At 48.3% G+C, this 18,166-nt stretch carries 10 protein-coding genes; 4 read left to right on the forward strand and 6 right to left on the reverse strand.

Going from position 1 to position 18,166, the window contains the following annotated elements; all coding sequences use genetic code 11:
- Both ACUVJL_RS36950 and ACUVJL_RS36955 read left to right on the forward strand, forming a co-directional pair.
- A partial coding sequence (locus ACUVJL_RS36950; protein WP_445250356.1) for a calcium-binding protein occupies positions 1-1,860 on the forward strand: 1,860 nt, incomplete at its 5' end.
- An 859-nt stretch (positions 1,861-2,719) separates the two neighbouring features.
- A complete protein-coding gene (locus ACUVJL_RS36955) occupies positions 2,720-6,058 on the forward strand; it encodes a DUF4347 domain-containing protein (RefSeq protein WP_445250357.1) in 3,339 nt (1,112 codons plus the stop codon).
- 333 nt (positions 6,059-6,391) lie between these two features.
- On the opposite strand, the gene dprA is transcribed toward ACUVJL_RS36955, so the two are convergent.
- The 3 genes from dprA to ACUVJL_RS36970 all read right to left on the reverse strand — a co-directional run bounded on the left by dprA (position 6,392) and on the right by ACUVJL_RS36970 (position 9,262).
- Entirely contained in the window at positions 6,392-7,543 is a 1,152-nt protein-coding gene (gene dprA / locus ACUVJL_RS36960) for a DNA-processing protein DprA (protein WP_445250358.1), read from the reverse strand.
- Positions 7,544-7,694: 151 nt separating this feature from the next.
- Positions 7,695-8,378 (reverse strand): YdcF family protein, encoded by a 684-nt coding sequence (locus ACUVJL_RS36965; RefSeq protein WP_445250359.1) that lies wholly within the window; start codon positions 8,376-8,378, stop codon positions 7,695-7,697.
- Between the two features lie 236 nt (positions 8,379-8,614).
- The gene (locus ACUVJL_RS36970; RefSeq protein ID WP_445250360.1) at positions 8,615-9,262 is read right to left on the reverse strand and encodes a DUF2301 domain-containing membrane protein; all 648 of its coding nucleotides are present in this window, start codon (positions 9,260-9,262) and stop codon (positions 8,615-8,617) included.
- An 80-nt stretch (positions 9,263-9,342) separates the two neighbouring features.
- Here ACUVJL_RS36970 and ACUVJL_RS36975 point away from each other — a divergent pair, with 80 nt between their 5' ends.
- Positions 9,343-10,020, forward strand: a complete 678-nt coding sequence (locus ACUVJL_RS36975) for a calcium-binding protein (protein ID WP_445250361.1) — start codon at positions 9,343-9,345, stop codon at positions 10,018-10,020.
- A gap of 204 nt (positions 10,021-10,224) precedes the next feature.
- On the opposite strand, the gene ACUVJL_RS36980 is transcribed toward ACUVJL_RS36975, so the two are convergent.
- Entirely contained in the window at positions 10,225-10,980 is a 756-nt protein-coding gene (locus tag ACUVJL_RS36980) for a DUF561 domain-containing protein (RefSeq protein WP_445250362.1), read from the reverse strand.
- A 202-nt stretch (positions 10,981-11,182) separates the two neighbouring features.
- The gene (locus ACUVJL_RS36985) at positions 11,183-11,986 is read right to left on the reverse strand and encodes a creatininase family protein (RefSeq protein ID WP_445250363.1); all 804 of its coding nucleotides are present in this window, start codon (positions 11,984-11,986) and stop codon (positions 11,183-11,185) included.
- A 180-nt stretch (positions 11,987-12,166) separates the two neighbouring features.
- Here ACUVJL_RS36985 and ACUVJL_RS36990 point away from each other — a divergent pair, with 180 nt between their 5' ends.
- The gene (locus tag ACUVJL_RS36990; RefSeq protein ID WP_445250364.1) at positions 12,167-17,518 is read left to right on the forward strand and encodes a PAS domain S-box protein; all 5,352 of its coding nucleotides are present in this window, start codon (positions 12,167-12,169) and stop codon (positions 17,516-17,518) included.
- A gap of 491 nt (positions 17,519-18,009) precedes the next feature.
- Here ACUVJL_RS36990 and ACUVJL_RS36995 read toward each other — a convergent pair.
- Positions 18,010-18,166 (reverse strand): WGxxGxxG family protein (locus ACUVJL_RS36995; RefSeq protein WP_445250365.1); only part of this gene is annotated, 157 nt, incomplete at its 5' end.

Below are 18,166 nucleotides of genomic sequence, written 5' to 3' on the forward strand. Positions count from 1 at the left end.
TCGGAAATTACTTCCCGGATCAGCAAACCCTTGGAACTGTTTGATGTAACAGGACAAGTTAATGCTTTCTTGGGTGCTGAAGTTAAGGTAATTTCAGTCAAATTTTGTGAGAAAACTTTCAAAATATTTCGTAAGCGCATCAGTATACCTTATCCCTGCGGATTAGATTACAAAACAGTCTACGATAATAACTTTGCCACATTTGAGTTAGCTAGCTTTAGTTTAGGACCAAGTTCTAGCACTAGGGGTAAAGCTATTAACGGTTACATGGCCGAGGCGACAGTCTTCTTCGATGCCAACTTTAATGGAGTAAAAGATGAAAACGAACCCTTTTCAATTACTAACGCGGATGGCAGCTTTGACTTAGATGTCTCTCTTGACAAATTCGACAAAAATAATAGCGGCGACCTCGAACCGACTGAAGGCAAAATTGTACTGATAGATGGCATAAATACCTCTACTTATTTGCCACAGCAAACGCCCCTATTTGCCACACCTGATGCTACTGTCGTCACTCCGTTAACTACCCTATTGACCGAGTTGGTCGAGCAAGGTACTGACCAAAATCAGGCGCAAATTCAGGTTAAATCTGCACTGGGACTGTCGCCAGGAATTGACTTGACTAGCTACGACCCGCTACAGGCAATTACTCAAAACGACCCGAACGGTTTGGCGGTTTATGCAGCACACGCTGAGGTGCAAAATACCATTGTCTCGATCGCAGATTTAATTAGCGGTGCTTCAACTACCGCAAAAAATGAGATTGCCTCTAGCGTAATTTCCGCCGTTGCCAATCAAATCAAATCTGGCACTCTCGACGTAAGCAATTCCACACAAGTGCAGGCGATTATTGAGTCGGCGACGAGTCAACTGCAAGTACCGCAACTATCTAGTATTGCTTCGGATGCTGCCCAAATTATTGCCGAGGGAAATCAGCGAATAAAGGCGATCGTATCCAGCAATTCCTCGCCCTCAGATGCCGCGACAGAAATCGCCCGCATACAAAAAGTCGCACAAGGAGAAGTAGCCCAAGATTTACTGCAAGTCGCAGCCGGAAATAAAACGATTCAGTCGGCGATTTCCGAAAATACTGGTGCATCTCTAAATACCAAAATTCAGTCGGCGACAGCTAACAATCCAACAGTCCGTAATAATTTAGATACAGATGACTCCAGTACACCGTCTACCTCCGAAGAACCTTCTACCTCCGAAGAACCTTTCCCCAGCAGCGGTATAGAATTCGTTAAAGATGGGGAAAATACTACCGAAAGTACAGATGGCGATGATACCCTCATGGGCAGCGCTAGCGATGATATATTGCGCGGTAAAAAAGGAAATGACTTGCTGTTTAGTCTTGATGGCAATGATTGGATGAATGGCAATCAAGGCAACGACTTGACAGATGGTGGAATGGGTGACGATACCCTTTACGGCGGAAAGGGTTTTGATACTTTGACAGGTGGTGCGGCTAGTGACTTCCTTTCTGGCAATCGAGGTGAAGATATCCTAATTGGTGAAAAAGCCGACGATACCCTCTACGGCGGTCAAGGCAATGATATTCTGCTAGGAGGTCAGGGTAACGATTTCCTCAGTGGCGATTTGGGGGATGATACCTTAGTAGGGGATGTAGGGAGCGATCGCTTCTTGCTTTCCATCAATTCTGGTATTGACACCATCGATGACTTTGAAGTCGGTCAAGACTTGTTAGTATTAGGTAACGGGCTGACTTTCTCGCAATTGACAATTGCTCAAGATAGCGGTGCAACATTAATCCGGTTTGCACAAACAGGGGAGATTTTAGCCTCTCTCACCGGAGTTTCTGCTATCGGTATTAGCGCGGAAAATTTCGGATTGATTTAAGAGCGATTGGGGGTGAAGCACTTGTTCTAATAGTTCGCTCGATCCCCCGGCGTTCCCCGCGTCCGGGGAGTAGGGGGTGGGACAAGAGGGTTCTTTCGTCCCCCTTCGGCGGGGGGTGCACGGGGAATCGAGACTTAAACAACAATCAGAAATACAGAGTCTGATCTTGAATGCACGCCCGTTACCGTTGAACGATCGCGTCTGCGGACGTTCAGCCAGGGTTTTATGATCTCGTGATTTGTCCAGTTTTCAACGACCATAACATTTGCAACCGTTCTTTTTAATACTTAGGTGCGGCTGTTTTTTAGTTGTTGATCGCTGACTCTGTGCACTTGCGATCGCCAGAATCAGTTGAGGTACCATAAGTAGGATGTCGTTTCATATAGTAGACCTCTTGCAAAAATAATTAGGACGGGCAAGATGCCCATCCCACAAGAAAAAATAACTCTTGTGGGTTGGGCATCTTGCCCGTCCCATCAATTGAGGAAAAGGATTTTTGCAAGAGGTCTAATACCTTTATTCTCTGCAACTTCATGTAAATTTGGTATGACGCAAGTGTCACAATTAGTAGGATTATCTACTATCCTACACCCTTTTTCGTGCCTACTTACTTATAAGGACACTTGCAATTGATTTTTTTTGTTATGTAATCGATTTCGCGCTGGCTCCGTCGCAATATTACTTAATAAATTTCCCCATTTTTATGAAAATTTTAATTAAAAAGGTGTTTATAAAGAAAACTTTATATAGATTTTCTCAAAAAACAGTTATGGTGGCTATAACCTTCAGAAATAGTTTCGGACGAAAGCCGCGAAACAGGGAAATCATTGTCTTTTTTTAGCTATTAGTCAGGTGTGCTATGCCAAATTTAAATAATCAAGTTTCAGGAAGTGCGATCGCCTTTATAGATACTCAAGTTGAAAATTATCAAAGTTTGATGGCCGGGGTAACACCGGGTACGGAAGTAGTCGTTTTGGATGGCAAGAAAGATGCGATCGACCAAATTACTCAAATTTTACGCGATCGTACCAATATAGACAGCATTCACATAGTTTCTCACGGTGCTCCCGGCAGCTTGCAACTCGGCGACGGTAGCTTGAGTTTAGATGATATAGAGTGCGATCGACATTCTCTACAGCAGTGGTTTTCGCAACGAACCGACTCAACGGGCAAAAATCGATCGAATATCCTGCTGTACGGGTGCTGTGTAGCAGCAGGCGAGACAGGTAAAGCATTTGTCAAACGCTTGAGTGAGTTAACCGGGGCAAGTGTTGCAGCTTCCCAAAACCTCACCGGAAGTGTAGCAAAGGGCGGCGACTGGGAACTGGAAGTCAGAACCGGTTCAATAGAAACACCGCTGGTATTTGAAGCCAAAGTGTTAGCGGGTTACGAGTATGTTCTGTCTACTTTTGGGGCTGCGACTAATTTTCCCATAACCGACAATCTCCGTAAAGTTGTGACGGAGGACTTTAACAAAGACGGCAATCTTGACCTAGCCTTTGCCAGCGGTGGACCCAACAGCGTCTCGATCGCACTGGGAGATGGCACAGGTCAATTTGGCAGTGCCACTTATTTTAACACCAGCCCGCCGGCCAATCTCAATACTACCTCTGTCGCTGTAGGCGACTTTAACAAAGACGGCAATTCTGACCTGGTTACGACTAATAATTATTACAAGAACGTTTCTCTCCTGTTAGGGAATGGCGATGGCACTTTTGGTGCAGCCACCTACTTGGAGGTGGGGTCATTCCCCTCTACCGTCGCTGTGGCAGACTTCAACGGGGACGGCAATTCAGACTTAGCTATAACCGATTTCAGCTCTAAAAACGTCTCCATCTTGCAGGGTAATGGTAATGGTACTTTTGGCGCAGCTACTAATTTGAGCGTGGGGTCAAATCCCTTATTTGTGGTTGTCGGCGACTTTAACAAAGATGGCAAGTCTGACTTAGCGACAGCGAACTTTGGTTCTAGCGTATCCATCCTGTTGCAGAATGCTAATGGCACTTTCGCCCCCGCCACGAACTTTACTGTTGGAAATAACGTTAGTTCCATTGCTATAGCAGACTTTAACGGGGACAATAATTCTGACTTAGCAACCAGCAATCAAAGCTCAAACAACGTATCAATACTGTTAGGAGATGGCACTGGAAGCTTTAGTACAGCTACCAACTTTGCCGTTACAGAACCTTTTGCTATTGCTAGTGGTGACTTCAATGCCGATGGAAAAGTCGATTTAGCCACAGCCAACCCTTCATCGGACAATATCTCCGTCTTGTTGGGAAGTGGCAATGGCAGCTTTGGGACTGCCACTAATTTTGTTGTGGGAGACAATCCCCTAGGTATTGTTGTAGGCGATTTTAACAAAGATGGCTTATCCGATTTAGCTACGGCGAACTTTGACGGTCAAAACACCTCGATTCTGCTGAATACATCCCCGGTGGTAAATTTCGGTGCTGCAACTTACAGCGCCACAGAAGGAACCGCAGACACGGTAGTTAATATTCCCGTCACTCTCAGCGACACTCCTGACGCTGCTGTAACAGTACCAATTGTCATCGACCCCAGCAGCACAGCCACCGAAAATTCAGACTACACCATTTCCCCTACCTCGATTACATTCCCCGCAGGCGCAACAGGTGCGGCACTCACCCAGAATGTTGCAGTTACTATCAAACCTGACAACATAGCTGAAAACGCCGAAACCGCAATTCTCAACTTTGGCACAATCATCGGTGGCGTTGCAGGTACAACCGCTCAAACAACATTAACTATTGCTGCTAACGGTCAACCTTCAAGCCTGAGTCCGTACGAAATCGACCTCAAAACAGGCACAATTACTGGTGAGCCAAACCAGTTTATTTCTCTAGTCAATACCCCTACCGACTCAAACGCAGACAGTTGGTTAGAAGCGGTAGCCAAAATCAATTTTGACGGCAACATCAAAACAGCAAAATTTATCGTTGAATACGACGAAACCCCCTCAGGATGGACGGTAAATCTCGGCGACTCTGCGTCAAACAACGGCTATGGAGGGGATGCAAGCACTCAAAGCCGCGATGCCGAGATGCAGATTGTTAACGGCAATATGAGCGTTAACGGGAATGACTACAATACACCCGCTGGCGGATTCCTTACCCAAGGAAGTGTGACTAACTTGGTCAGCAACGGTTCCCGCGTCGAGTTAGAAGTCAGCAACGAAAAACTTGCGTGGGATAACAAAAGCGGACTACAAAATAGCTTGACTTCGCCGTATCTTTACGCCCTCAACGGTCAACCTGATGATGAGGGACCAGTCAATTCGGAGATTTACGCCGGATTTAACAGGGTGATTTCTGGACCTTTTGATCGCATCGGATCGGGTGCTAGCAAGGTGACAATTCTGCTCAATCCCATCGACTACGCAATTAGTGCAGATACTCCAACCGTTACTGAAGGCAACTCGGGCGAAACTGCTGCCACTTTTACTGTTACCCGCAGCGGTTGCACTGAGTTGGAAAGCCAAGTAGATTATGAGATCGCCGGTACTGCTGACGGCACCGACTACAACAACATCGGTGGCACATCCGGTGCCAATGGCGCCACTGGTACGATTAATTTTGCAGCGGGCGAGACATCGAAAACCATTACTCTTGATGTTTTAGGCGATGTCGCGATCGAACCCGACGAAACTGTTAATGTTACGCTGTCAAATCCCTCTGGATTAGATTCTACACCGACAATTACCACTGCTACCGCTACCACAACTATTACTAATGACGATATCCTGACTGGCGACAGCGGAAATGATGTTTTGATGGGCATAAGGGGCAAGGCTTCCCTCGACAACGGTATGAGAAATGACTCTGTTTTCGGCGGCAAAGGTAGCGAGACTTTGCTCGGAAGTAGCGGTGATAATGCCTTGTTTGGAGGTAAGGGAGATGATTTGCTGAATGGCGGTTTGGGAATGGATACTATGACAGGAGGAATGGGAGCGGATAAATTCCTACTCTCTACCAATTCCGGTACTGATACGATTACCGATTTTGAAGTCGGTAAAGACTTGTTAGTATTAGGTAACGGACTGAGTTTCTCGCAATTGACAATTGCTCAAGATAGCGGTGCAACCTTAATCCGGTTTTCACAAACTGGGGAGATTTTAGCCTCTCTCACCGGAGTTTCTGCTAGCAGTATTAGTGCAGTTAATTTCGGATTAATTTAAGAGCGAGTTCCTGTTGATTACGCAGATTTCGGCATTCCGATCAACTCGTGAGTCTGATAGTACGACAGGGGGTAAAAACCCCTGTCTCATAGCTAATATCAAATCCGGTAGCATCGTCGGGCGTAAAATCCCGTTAACAGTCAACCAGGAACCGTGCAACCAGAAATCATATAATTCATCTGCGTTAATCTGTGTTTATCTGCCCTCATCTGCGGTTTTAAAAAGAGAATTTGTTAACCGCAGATAACAATGGATTGACGCTGATTCACGCAGATTAAGAGAATAGAGATAGGAATAATGGGGATAAAACCGAATTTAACCTAATATTCCTACTCAGCACCGCTGATATCGCATTCCCGGTAACTGCGAAACTAATCCCAACAATTCCAACTGCAAAAGTATACTAGAAACTGTTCCCGCTTCTAATCCCGCTGCTTCGACAATTACATCAAAAGAAATCGGCCCAGATGCGATCGCACTTAACACCTTAGCCAATTCCGGCTCCAACGGCGGCCCTTGCTTCTCAACCGTCGGATTTGGGGGAAATAGCGACAACTGCTCGGCTCTATCCAATTTTGGCATAGCTCCGAGCATTTCCAACAACCTGTCTTCGCTTAAGAGTCGATCGCTACTCGGCAGAATCGGATGAGCACCTTTACTCAGCAACTCCAAACACCCAAAGGAACGCTCATCATCCAATCTTGCCGTCAAAACATACACATCCCGGCAAAAATCATTAGCTTGATAAGCAGTAATTAAAGCGCCCGATTTTTGCGGAGCTTCTATCACAATTGTAGCACGGCTCAAGCCCGCAATTATGCGATTTCTGCGCGGAAAATTAGTTTTATTCGGTTGAGTCCCCGCCGGATATTCGCTAATTGCCAATCCCTGCTGCAAAACGCGATCGCACAACCTCTCATTTGGCTTAGGATAAACGATATCAACCCCAGTTCCAAATACAGCCAAAGTCCTGCCTCCCGCCTCCAAACAGCTTGTATGAGCCTCTGTATCAATCCCAGCCGCCAATCCCGAAACAACAGTAAAACCGCTTTTAGCCAAAGCCGTACTAATTTTGCGAGTCCACCTTCTGCCGTATTCCGAAGGGCTGCGAGTGCCAACAATGGCCACCGTCGGTGTAATTCCTTGATTCTCTTTTACATCGACTAAACCGCGATAGTACAGCACCGGCGGCGGATTGGAAATTTCCAATAATAAGCGGGGATAATCTGGATCTGCGGGGGTCCAGAAACAGGGATTTTTTATAAGATGTTTTTCGATAAATTCTTCGGGATTTAGTTGGCTTCGTTCTTGCAAAATTGTTTCTATTATTTGCTTACCCAACCCTTCGACTCGCATTAAATCTACGGGTTTTGCCGTCCAAGCTTCTGCTAAACTATTGAAATGTTGGTGCAATCTTTGCAACAAAATCGGCCCGATACCGTTAATCTGCGACCATGCTAACCAGTAAGCGCGTTCTTCTATCAACGAGTTGCCCTCAACTTATCTGAGAATAATTTTATCATTTTCGGTGTCTTGTATTTATACAGATTTAAAACTGCTATATAGATTTTTTTTAACGAACCGCGAAGGCGCGAAGAACGCGAAGGGAATTAAGAGAGAGGTTGACAATTACTGGCTAGGTTTTCCAATCGACGAAACGGGCGTAAATATAAGCAATAATTTCTCCTGTCACAGTCCGAAAACCTGCGCTCGATTTCCACCATTCTTGTAGGTTGTAATCTTGCGGTTCTGCAGCTATAATGCCGACTTTAATGTCAGGATTCAGCACTTCTTTGAAAATAATCCAACTTCTGCGGGCGTGAGTGCCAAAAGAATAAAGATTAATTGAGTCAACTTTTAGGGCAGAAGCAGCCAGCCAATCCCGAAGTGCGATCGCAGAAGCAGCAGTGCGGTGTTTCACAACACTCGCTGCTGGTACAGCTATTACTTTGTCTTTATCAAATCCTAACGCAATACAAGTCGCGGCAGTCAGTTCGGCATAATTTTTATATTCAGCGAGATAGTAGCCTTTACTTAAAGGAAGTCCTGTGGTAATTAATTGGCGGTATTCGCCTTTTTTGAATTCCGCGATCGCACTTTTGATCGCATAATCCGGCAACCAGCCTTCGACCACCAATATATCTGCTTTAATCGGCGCATTTACCGCCAAGAATTGATGGATATTTGTGATAATTAAGAGCATTGTAATTATTAATCCCATGATAGCAATTACCCAACCTTCTCTGGTAATTGCCCACATTTCTCGGCGGCGAATTAGACTAATTTTGATTTTTAGTTTTCGCAGTCTGGCCAAATTCATATAGCAGATGTTGAAGGAATAAGGAACTAGGAATTAGGAAGTCGAAAGAAGAAAGAAGGGGTGTCAGCAATTAAGAACGTCCTCACCGTTGGACGCGGTTGCTATATCAATCAAATTCTTATAGAAATCACGCCAATACATCTAATTTTCTGGTGCGGATTTCGGACTTTACGAAAACTTTAGGGTGCGCTTTCGCACCTTACAAGAACTGTTTCTCCCTTCTTTTTTCTTCTATACTATTGGTGTTTCAGATACTCAAAAACGCTTTTATCCCCGATATCCTGCGGGATCGGTTGAAAAAACTTGCGCACAGCAAAGATGATAAACAAAGCCGCCCAAATTGCCAGCAAAAACTGTTCATTTTCGGCTGACAGAAAGCCGAACATATGTCCTAAAATTAAGAGAGGAACTCCCGGAGTCAAAAACTTAGTTTCTAAGCGGTTAAAGCAGAAAGCTTCTTTAAAATAAATGCCATTTAAGGCGGCAAAAGTAAAGCCAATTCCCCACAACGTGGCTGGATGTTCGTACACTGCTAAAGCTAAGGGTTCGCTGCTTTGTACGGCGACAAACAATGCTGCGGCGCCGCCGATCGCCCAAAACACCTGTAGTGCTCGGTGCAGCGCAATCATGTAAATGTGAATAGTTGCTAAGCTGACGCCTAAAGCTATCCAGAAACAAGCAAAAACAGGCGTTACAGCTTGGATTGCAATTGGGTTGTCGCCCTGTTGTAGCACCAGAGTAGCGCCGATCGCAAAACACAGCGCCGCCACCCCCAATCCGGCGCGGTAAATCAAAACTCCCGTGCGATCGCTTTGAGTAATCGTAAACTCGCCGAATTGTCCTTGATAGATTTCCGATTCATCAGGCGATTTCAGTAGTTGCATTACAGCTTCCTCCTATTAGACACGAATGTAGTTCTGCCAAGATATACTTTATTGATAAACCGATACAGCGAGACCGAGCGATGCCTAAATTTAACAAGCCTAAAGTTAACCAGCCTAAAGTTAACCAATCTAAAGTTAACAAATCTAAATTGGACGATCGCCCCGATCAAAGTAAATCCCTTCCTTCACACTCCGAACTTCCTCCTGTTCAGCTTGATGAAACCATTGTAGCAGGCAGAAGACCGAAACCGCTAAACGACATCCAACGCCTCCTGGCGGAAGTACCCGAATTGAGATCGGGGTTCGACCCAGAAATGTTCGCCCATCTCCAGGAAAATATCCCATTTAATGTCAAGCATTTTGAAACTAAAATTCACAAAATTTTAGGATCGAAAAATATTGATGTCAGCCTTAAAAATTCAGTCAAGTATCTAGAGTACATCAAGCAAAATATTCAGCTTCCGTGCCACGTTACTGGCATAGAAGAGTTTGAATGGGAAGAAGAATATACAATGGGTTCTGGCAGCAAAAAAGAATATGCAAGGCTCAAAAAAACTCAACCTTCTTATACTGATAGCTTCACCATTAATCGGTTGGAGGATTTTGTTATTCAGGAAGAAGGCATATTTGTAGAAGTGCAGCGCGTCGGCGAGCGCCAAAAGTTTATGTTGCCTTTATCCGAGTTAGAATCAGTTGATGTAATCTCCCCCAACAATCAGTTATTAGATGATTATGCCGTGTGGTTTGTCAATTATTAAGGAAGTCTTGTCCGAGTCTCCGAGTGTCCGAGTGTCCGAGTGTCCAAGTGTCCGAGGATCGGAGGGGGAGAGTGGGAGAAGGGGAGAGTGGGGGATGGGAAAAATCTTCCTTCTTCCGACTTCCTTCTTCCTTCTTCCTTCTTCCTGACATCCGTTACATCCGTTACATCCGTTACAGAATCCGTTGCCGAACTTCCTTCTTAATTAAATTGAAGTCGCAAAGTGCGATCGCGAAACCAAAGCCAAAGCTTCAACCAAACTGCAAACAGCCGCAATCATCGCCACTTCGCTATTAAGTTTGCTGACAGCAGAACCGACACCAATACCCGCAGCGCCGGCTCCAATAGCGAGGGGTGCGGTGACGCTGGAGATGCCGGAAGCGCAGAGTACGGGGATGGATACGGCGCGGGAAATTTCAAAGGCGGAGGCCAAAGTAGGCGCTGCTTTTTCAATTAATCCCAATGTGCCGGCGTGAATTGGTTGGGCGCTGGTGCCGCCTTCTGTTTGGATAATGTTAGCGCCAGCTTTGACTAATTCTATTGCTAACAGCACTTGTTTGTCGAGTTCCAAAATGTGGGGAACTGTCACAGAAAGGGTGATCTTCGGAAATAGCGATCGAGTTTGGCGAGTCAATTCCAAAACTTCAGAAGCTTCAAAGCGGCGGCCTGCTGCGTAGAAAGCATCAAAGTTGCCAATTTCAATCAAATCAGCGCCAGCTTCTACCGCAGGCACAAACTTTTCCGGTTCCACAGCCGATACACAAATTGGCAAATCTGTCAACTGTTTTGCCATCAATACCAAATCTCGATCGGCAGCAATATCGACAAAGGTAGCACCGCCGAGATCCGCTGCCTTGACGACAGCCGCAACGTTCGCGACATCAAAATTATTTAAACCGCTGATAATTTTCAGGGCGCGGCCTTGCTCAAATGCACGCTGCAATTTAGAATTTACACTCATCGTTAGTTTTCCAACTCAAAAAATTTCTTAGACTTATTTTGACACGGATTAGAACAATTTTTGACAGTCCTGGACGCACTCGGACAAAAGAAACCTGGTTTTTTACGCCCGTGTGCGAGGCTCTAACGAAGTATTTTTGTCGATCGAACCCGGTTTCACCGGCCCCCTGCGTAAGTCGTATTTGAGTTTTAATTCTTAATTGTTAATTACTTCGCGGCTGGCGAAATTTGTACACATCTTTGATAACTTGTACCCAGCCGTCAGAGAGAGATTCGAGAATACGAGCTCCCTTTTCTTTCGTCGCCACCGTCGCATCGCCCAACACACCACTTTCAGTCAACTCTCGCGTCAGCCAAGCAAAAGGCAACTTCCCTTCCATACTCAGCACACTGTCGATCGGCAAATTTTTCGGATATTCTGTAACAGCCAGTTCCATTTTTACCTGCGACGGTACAATTGACAACATCAAACTCGTTTCTGCATCACCCGCGTGAATCCCAAACTCCAACTCCTTCGCAGTTAATAATTCAGCAGCCAGATTCGGAACGCCCCAAACAAACAGCGGAAAAACCGAAAAATCCTGATATTTTTGATGAATGTCCCGCGCCGCAATTTCCATCACCTGCGGCTGTCCGCCGTGAGCATTCATTAACACTAATTTCCGAAATCCTGCCCGGTAAATACTGTCAGCAATGTCGCCAATTACTGCTAAAAGTGTCTGAGAACTGAGCATAATTGTACCGGGAAAATGGCAGTGTTCGTTAGACTTACCGTAGTAAAGAGTTGGCAAAGCATAAGCGGGAATATTTGCATCTAACTTGGCTAGCGCTTTGCCTGTCACCGCCTGGCTAATTGCCGCATCTACAATTAAAGGCAAATGGGGGCCGTGCTGTTCGATCGCACCTAGCGGCTGAATTATAACTATATTTTCCTTATCCGGCATAGACTCAATTTCTGTCCAAGTCAGATATGGAAAAAAGCGCGATTCGGGAATAAAATTGTGCATATTGTGGCGGCAAGAGCATAGGCAACCAAGACCATCAACTAGCCTGAAAACTAAAAAGTAATTTCCAAGATAGATCGCATCTTCTGTCTGTCGGTAGATAATATAATATAGCAGATACTTTAAGAGCGCGCTGATATACGCTCGCCAGCTCATACCGAAAGACGTAGAGACGACTAATTGATGGAAGCTTGGCAAACCCCAGAAACTAATTTAACCGACATTCCGATCGCCGAGGAACTGTCGCACCGTACCCCTCGATCGCACGATCGCAAAGCAGAAAACCGGGCGCTGCAAACGCTGGCCCGACAACTGGCAACCTCGCCCCACACCCTACTCAAAACACTGGTTGCCATCGCTCAAGATTTGTGTGGTGCAGGAAGCGTCGGAGTCTGCTTGCTAGAAGAAAATGCCATTTCCGAACAAATCTTTCGGTGGGAAGCCTTGGCGGGCGTGTGGGAAGCCGCCGAACACAGAAATCAACCCCGCACATTCCGTTTGTCCGGAGCCGGGTTCGATCACCAAACTCCCCAGCTTTACTTCGCTCCAGAAAAATACTTTACCGACTTGCAGCAGCTAGAAATGCCGATCGCCGAAGCGTTAGTTGTGCCGCTACAAGCAGAAAATCAACCGCTGGGGGCAATATGGATTGTATCTCACGATGCCGATCGCCAGTTCGATGCCGAAGACTTGCAGATCGCGCTCGCCCTAGCAGACTTTGCCGTTGCCGCCCTACAAATCGATCGCGCCGATCGCACCAAAGAAGCCTTGCGACAAAGCGAAGAACGCTGGCAGCTAGCCTGTGCCGGCAACAACGACGGCATTTGGGATCACAACCTGCAAACAAATTGCCATGAACTGAGCGATCGCTGTTTAGAGATTTTGGAACGTGGGCCCGAAGAAGTCAAGGACTTCAGCCAATATTTGAGCTACATTCATCCCGATGATGTGGAGATAATGCAAAGCAATTGGCAGCAGCACTTGCATCGAGAAACATCACATTATCGCTGCGAGTACCGCGTTCGCTGTCCCGACGGGCGGGAAAAATGGGTTTTAGCCAGAGGGCGAGCAATTTGGGACTCCTCAGGCAATCCCGTGCGGGCCGTCGGTTCCCTCACAGATATCAACGATCGCAAACAAACTGAAATTGCCTTCAAACAAAGCGAAGAACGTTTGAGCATCGCCATCGAAGGCTCAGGCATGGCAACCTGGGATTTAGACCTGCGAACAAATCGAGTAATTTGGTCGGCGAACCTTTTGAGCATTTTCGGCTGCGAACCGGTACCGGGCGGCGAAACAACCCGGGCTGTGTGGGAAAAATGCGTGCATCCAGACGACTTAAAGCAAGTCATGCAAGCAGTCAAAACAGCTCGGGAAACAGGATCGCTCTACTCTCCCGAATACCGCATTATCCGGGCCGACAGCGGAGAAATCCGCTGGTTGAGCGCGTTCGGGCGCCATCTGTACGACTCCTCAGGCGAAGCAGTGCGGTTTATCGGAGTAATATTTGATGCTACCGATCGCAAAAAGGCCGAACTCGCCCTGCACGAGAGCGAGCAAACCGTGCGCCGTCAACTTCTAGAGATAGAGTGGCTCTACCAAACAACGCCCGTGGGTTTGGCCGTTTTAGACACAGATTTGCGGTACGTGCGGCTCAACCAGCGGTTGGCCCAAATCAACGGCTTACCCGTCGAAGCGCACATCGGCCGCACCCTACGCGAAATTGTCCCAGACTTGGCAGACACAGCCGAACCTGTGTTGGGCCGCATTCTCGAAACCCGAGAACCGAAGCGAAATTTTGAACTCAGCGGTGAAACCAAAGCTCAACCCGGTGTTGTTCGCACTTGGCTGCTGAATTGGTTGCCGCTCAAAGACACGGGCGGGGAGATTGTCGGGATTAATGTCGTGGTACAGGAAATTACCGATCGCAAAATGGCCGAACTCGCCTTGCAAGAAAGCAATAACCGCTTTGAGTTAGCTACAAGGGCGATCGACGGCATCGTGTTTGAGTGGGATTTGGCATCGAACTCAGTTTACCGTTCCGAGGGACTGCACTCCCTCGTCGGTGTCCGCCCAGAGGATGCACCCGCAACACCAGAGTGGTGGAGAGAACGCATCCATCCCGTCGATTTGGCGCGCATCCAAGCCGGGGCGGAATCAATCTTAAGTGCTGAGCGCTACGAAGGCGAGTACCGAGTCCGGCACGAAGACGGGCGCTGGATCGATGTTTGGGAACGCGGCTGTTCGATCCGCAACCAGCAAGGTGAAGTGACCAAAATAGTCGGCTTCACAACCGACATTACCAAGCGCAAACAAACAGAAGCAGCACTGCGTGATCGCGAAACCCACCTGCAGTTGATTCTCGACAGCGCCAAAGACTACGCCATCTTCACCCTCGACACCGGCGGACGCTTTACCACTTGGAACGCAGGCGCCGAGAGATTGCTGGGCTATGCCGAAGCTGAAATCGTCGGCGAGCACGGACGAATCATCTTCACCCCAGAAGACTCTGCAGCCGGAAGGCCGGAAGCAGAAATGCACAGCGCCCTGACGAAGGGAAAAGGAGAAAACGAGCGCTGGCACCTCCGCAAAGATGGCAGCCGCTTTTGGGGCAGCGGGCTGGTGATGCCCCTGCGCGACGCAGCCGGCGAGGTGCAAGGTTTCCTGAAAATCATGCAAGACAAAACCGAGCGCAGGCAAATAGAAGCAGCACTGCGGCAAAGCGAAAATCGCTACCGCACCCTCGCCGATGCCGTCCCACAATTAATGTGGATCAACACCGCCGACGGCAGGTTAGAGTTTGGCAACCAGCACTGGCAAAGCTACACGGGCATCATGTCAGCAGAATTTCCGCTGGCTGCACCGGTGCTGGAATTATTTCATCCTGAAGATCGGCCAGCAGTTGTCGCTACGCGCACCAAGGCGATTCAAGCAGGGGAATCCTACGAATTCGAGTGCCGGGTGCGCCGATTTGACAGCATCTACCGCTGGCATCTAGCGCGAATTGTGCCCGTCAAAGACCCGGGGGGACAGGTGGTGCAATGGGCCGGGATCGGCATTGATATTGACGATCGCAAACGAGCCGAAGAAAGCTTAGCAGAAAGCGACCGCCGCTTCCGCTTCCTGGCTGAGTCGCTTCCCCACCTGATTTGGAACATAGACTCCGCCGGGGAAATTCGCTTTACCAACCAACAAAAATGGTTGGAATATCTGGGAATGTCTTACGAGGAAGCAGCGAAAAACAATTGGGATTCCGTGATGCCGCCGTCGGATGTGGCACAAGCTTTAGCCCTCTGGCAAGAATGTCGGCTCACCGGAGAAGTTTATCAACTTGAGCTGCGCCTGCGGCGGGCAGCAGACCAAATGGAACGCTGGCATTTGTCGCGCGCCGTGCCAATTCGCGACGCCCGGGGCCAGATTGTCGAGTGGATCGGCTCTAATACCGATATTCACGATCGCAAACAAGCCCAACTCAACGAGCAGTTTCTCTCCGATCTCGAACTCCGCTTGCGCCAGGGTTCCAACCCCGCCGAAATGTTCTGGGAATCCATGAACAGTTTGGGAGAATATTTAAATGTCGATCGCTGCATATGGCACGAAATCGATGCCGAAGCCGACCTGGCAATTGTCCCGCAAGACTGGCACCAGCCCCACCTTGACAGCGCCACCGGCACCTATCAAATCTCACACTTTAAGACGCCAGAAATGAAAGCTCTCTCTATGGCAGGTCAAACAGTTGTCATCTCAGATACCGCTAATGACCCGCAGACAGCGACTTTGGTCGATAACTACGAGGGCGCTGGCATTGGCGCTTTGGTCGATGTTCCCTGCCTTCACGAAGGGCGCTGGGTGGCTCTTTTGGTGGTGACCTCACAGGCGGTGCGGCACTGGCGGCCCGATGAAGTTTCGCTGGTGCAAGAAGTGGTAGCTCGCCTCTGGAGGGTGATCCTGCACGCGCGAGCCCTGCAGGACCTGCACGAAAGCGAAGCTCGGTTCCGCGCTCTAGCTGACAACATCGCTCAGTTGGCCTGGATGACAGATGCCACAGGGGGGATTTTCTGGTACAACCAGCGGTGGTTTGACTACACGGGCCGAACCCTAGAGGAAATGCAGGGCTGGGGCTGGCTGCCGGTGCAGCACCCGGAACACGTCGATCGGGTTGTCGCAAAATTTAGGCGCTGCATTGAAACAGGCGAACTCTGGGAAGATACTTTCCCCTTGCGCGGCACAGACGGATCCTACCGCTGGTTTCTCTCCCGCGCCGTGCCGATTCGCGATGAGCAAGGCAAGATACTGCGCTGGTGTGGCACCAACACCGATATTACCGATCGAAAAGTTGCAGAAGCGGAACGGGAACGCCTTCTAGCCCGGGAAAAGGCAGCGCGTGAAGAAGCAGAACAGGCTAACCGCGTCAAAGACGAATTTTTGGCTGTTTTGTCCCACGAATTGCGGACTCCCTTAAACCCGATTGTGGGCTGGACGAAGCTGCTGCGAGCGAACGTTCTGACACCGGAAAAGCAGCGTTACGCCTTGGAGACGATCGAGCGCAACGCCCTACTACAAACCCAGCTTATCGAAGATTTGCTCGATGTGTCGGGGATTCTGCAAGGCAAGCTCAGCTTGAATGTTGTACCTGTAGATTTAGCCGGGGCGATCGGCGCTGCCATTGGAACGGTGCGTCTGTCGGCGGAAGTTAAGTCGATTCAAATCAGCACTCAATTTGCACCGAATCTCGGCCCGGTGTTGGGCGATGCGGGCAGACTTCAGCAGGTAGTCTGGAATTTGCTCTCAAATGCCGTCAAGTTCACCCCGCCCGGAGGCAAAATTGAAGTCGTTCTCGATCGGGTTGACACTGACGCCAAAATTACTGTAACTGATACTGGAAAAGGTATCGAACCTGATTTTCTGCCCTATGTATTCGACTACTTCCGGCAAGCTGACAGCACGATGACGCGCAAGTTTGGCGGATTGGGTTTAGGATTGGCGATCGTCCGCCATCTCCTCGAACTCCACGGCGGCACGGTGAAATCCGAAAGTGCAGGCGAAGGACAAGGCGCGACATTTACCGTCAGGATACCCCTGATGCCCGTGCAACCTCAGACAAGTCCTGCTGCCGCTGAACCGGAGCAATCCTTCAATTTGAGCGGTATCAAGGTGTTAGCGGTGGATGATGATGCCGATGCCCGAGATTTGGTGGTTTTTCTGCTTGAGAATTGTGGGGCAAGCGTTACAGCAGTTTCTAACGCCGCCGATGCCTTGGCGGTTTTAACTCAGTCTGTGCCGGATTTGCTGTTGAGCGATATTGGAATGCCCGACACCAACGGTTATCTGTTGCTGCAGCAGGTGCGGGCTCTGCTGCCAGAGCAAGGGGGACTGGTTCCGGCGATCGCCCTCACCGCTTATGCTGGAGAAATTGACTATCAGCAGGCGCTGGCTGCAGGGTTCCAGCTACACCTTTCTAAGCCTTTAGACCCCCAGAAGTTGGTGCAGGCGATTTTGGGGGTGCTCGATCGATCGGGCCCAAACATTGTTTAATGTCTTTTTGTGTCTGAAAAGTTTTTATTTAACGAACCGCGAAGACGCGAAGAACACGAAGGAAGAAGGGAAGAAGTAAGGCAGAAGTAAATAATATCAAATCCGCTTAGATCTGAGATGTTGGACTATTCTCAATAAGGCTTTTAGGGGCGTTGCTCACAGCAACGGCACACAAGAAAATTCATCTCTTATGGAACAGGCCGGAAAGCCGTTTCTTGACGGTGCAATATCTCATATCAAATCCGCCCTTCATCGAAATTATTCATCTCTCTGTTCTGGAGACTCTGCGTTCTCTGCGTACTCTGCGGTTTAATCATTCCAATGCAACCGGAATTGATATCAGATCTTACCAATTTTATAGTCGTTCAATCGCGCATCATCTCCAATAAAAAACCCCCACAGATGGAGGTTTTTTTATGATTATTGGCTATCGTCGGACAGGTTAAAACATCCTGTCCCTGCATGATGCCCACAGCCCTAAGACTGAATTCTTAGCGGTAGTCGGTACGCACGGCTGGATCGCGATCGCCCGTTGTAGTGGTATAGCGGACATTTTCTTCGCGTTTGCGGGGAATCAAACCGAACAAACCCGATAAGCCAAGCAATCCCAACCATCCCCAATCAAAATCGCGATCGGCATCAGCACTT

This window comes from Microcoleus sp. OTE_8_concoct_300 (assembly GCF_031383065.1).
In the GTDB taxonomy this organism is placed as follows: Bacteria; Cyanobacteriota; Cyanobacteriia; order Cyanobacteriales; family Microcoleaceae; genus Microcoleus.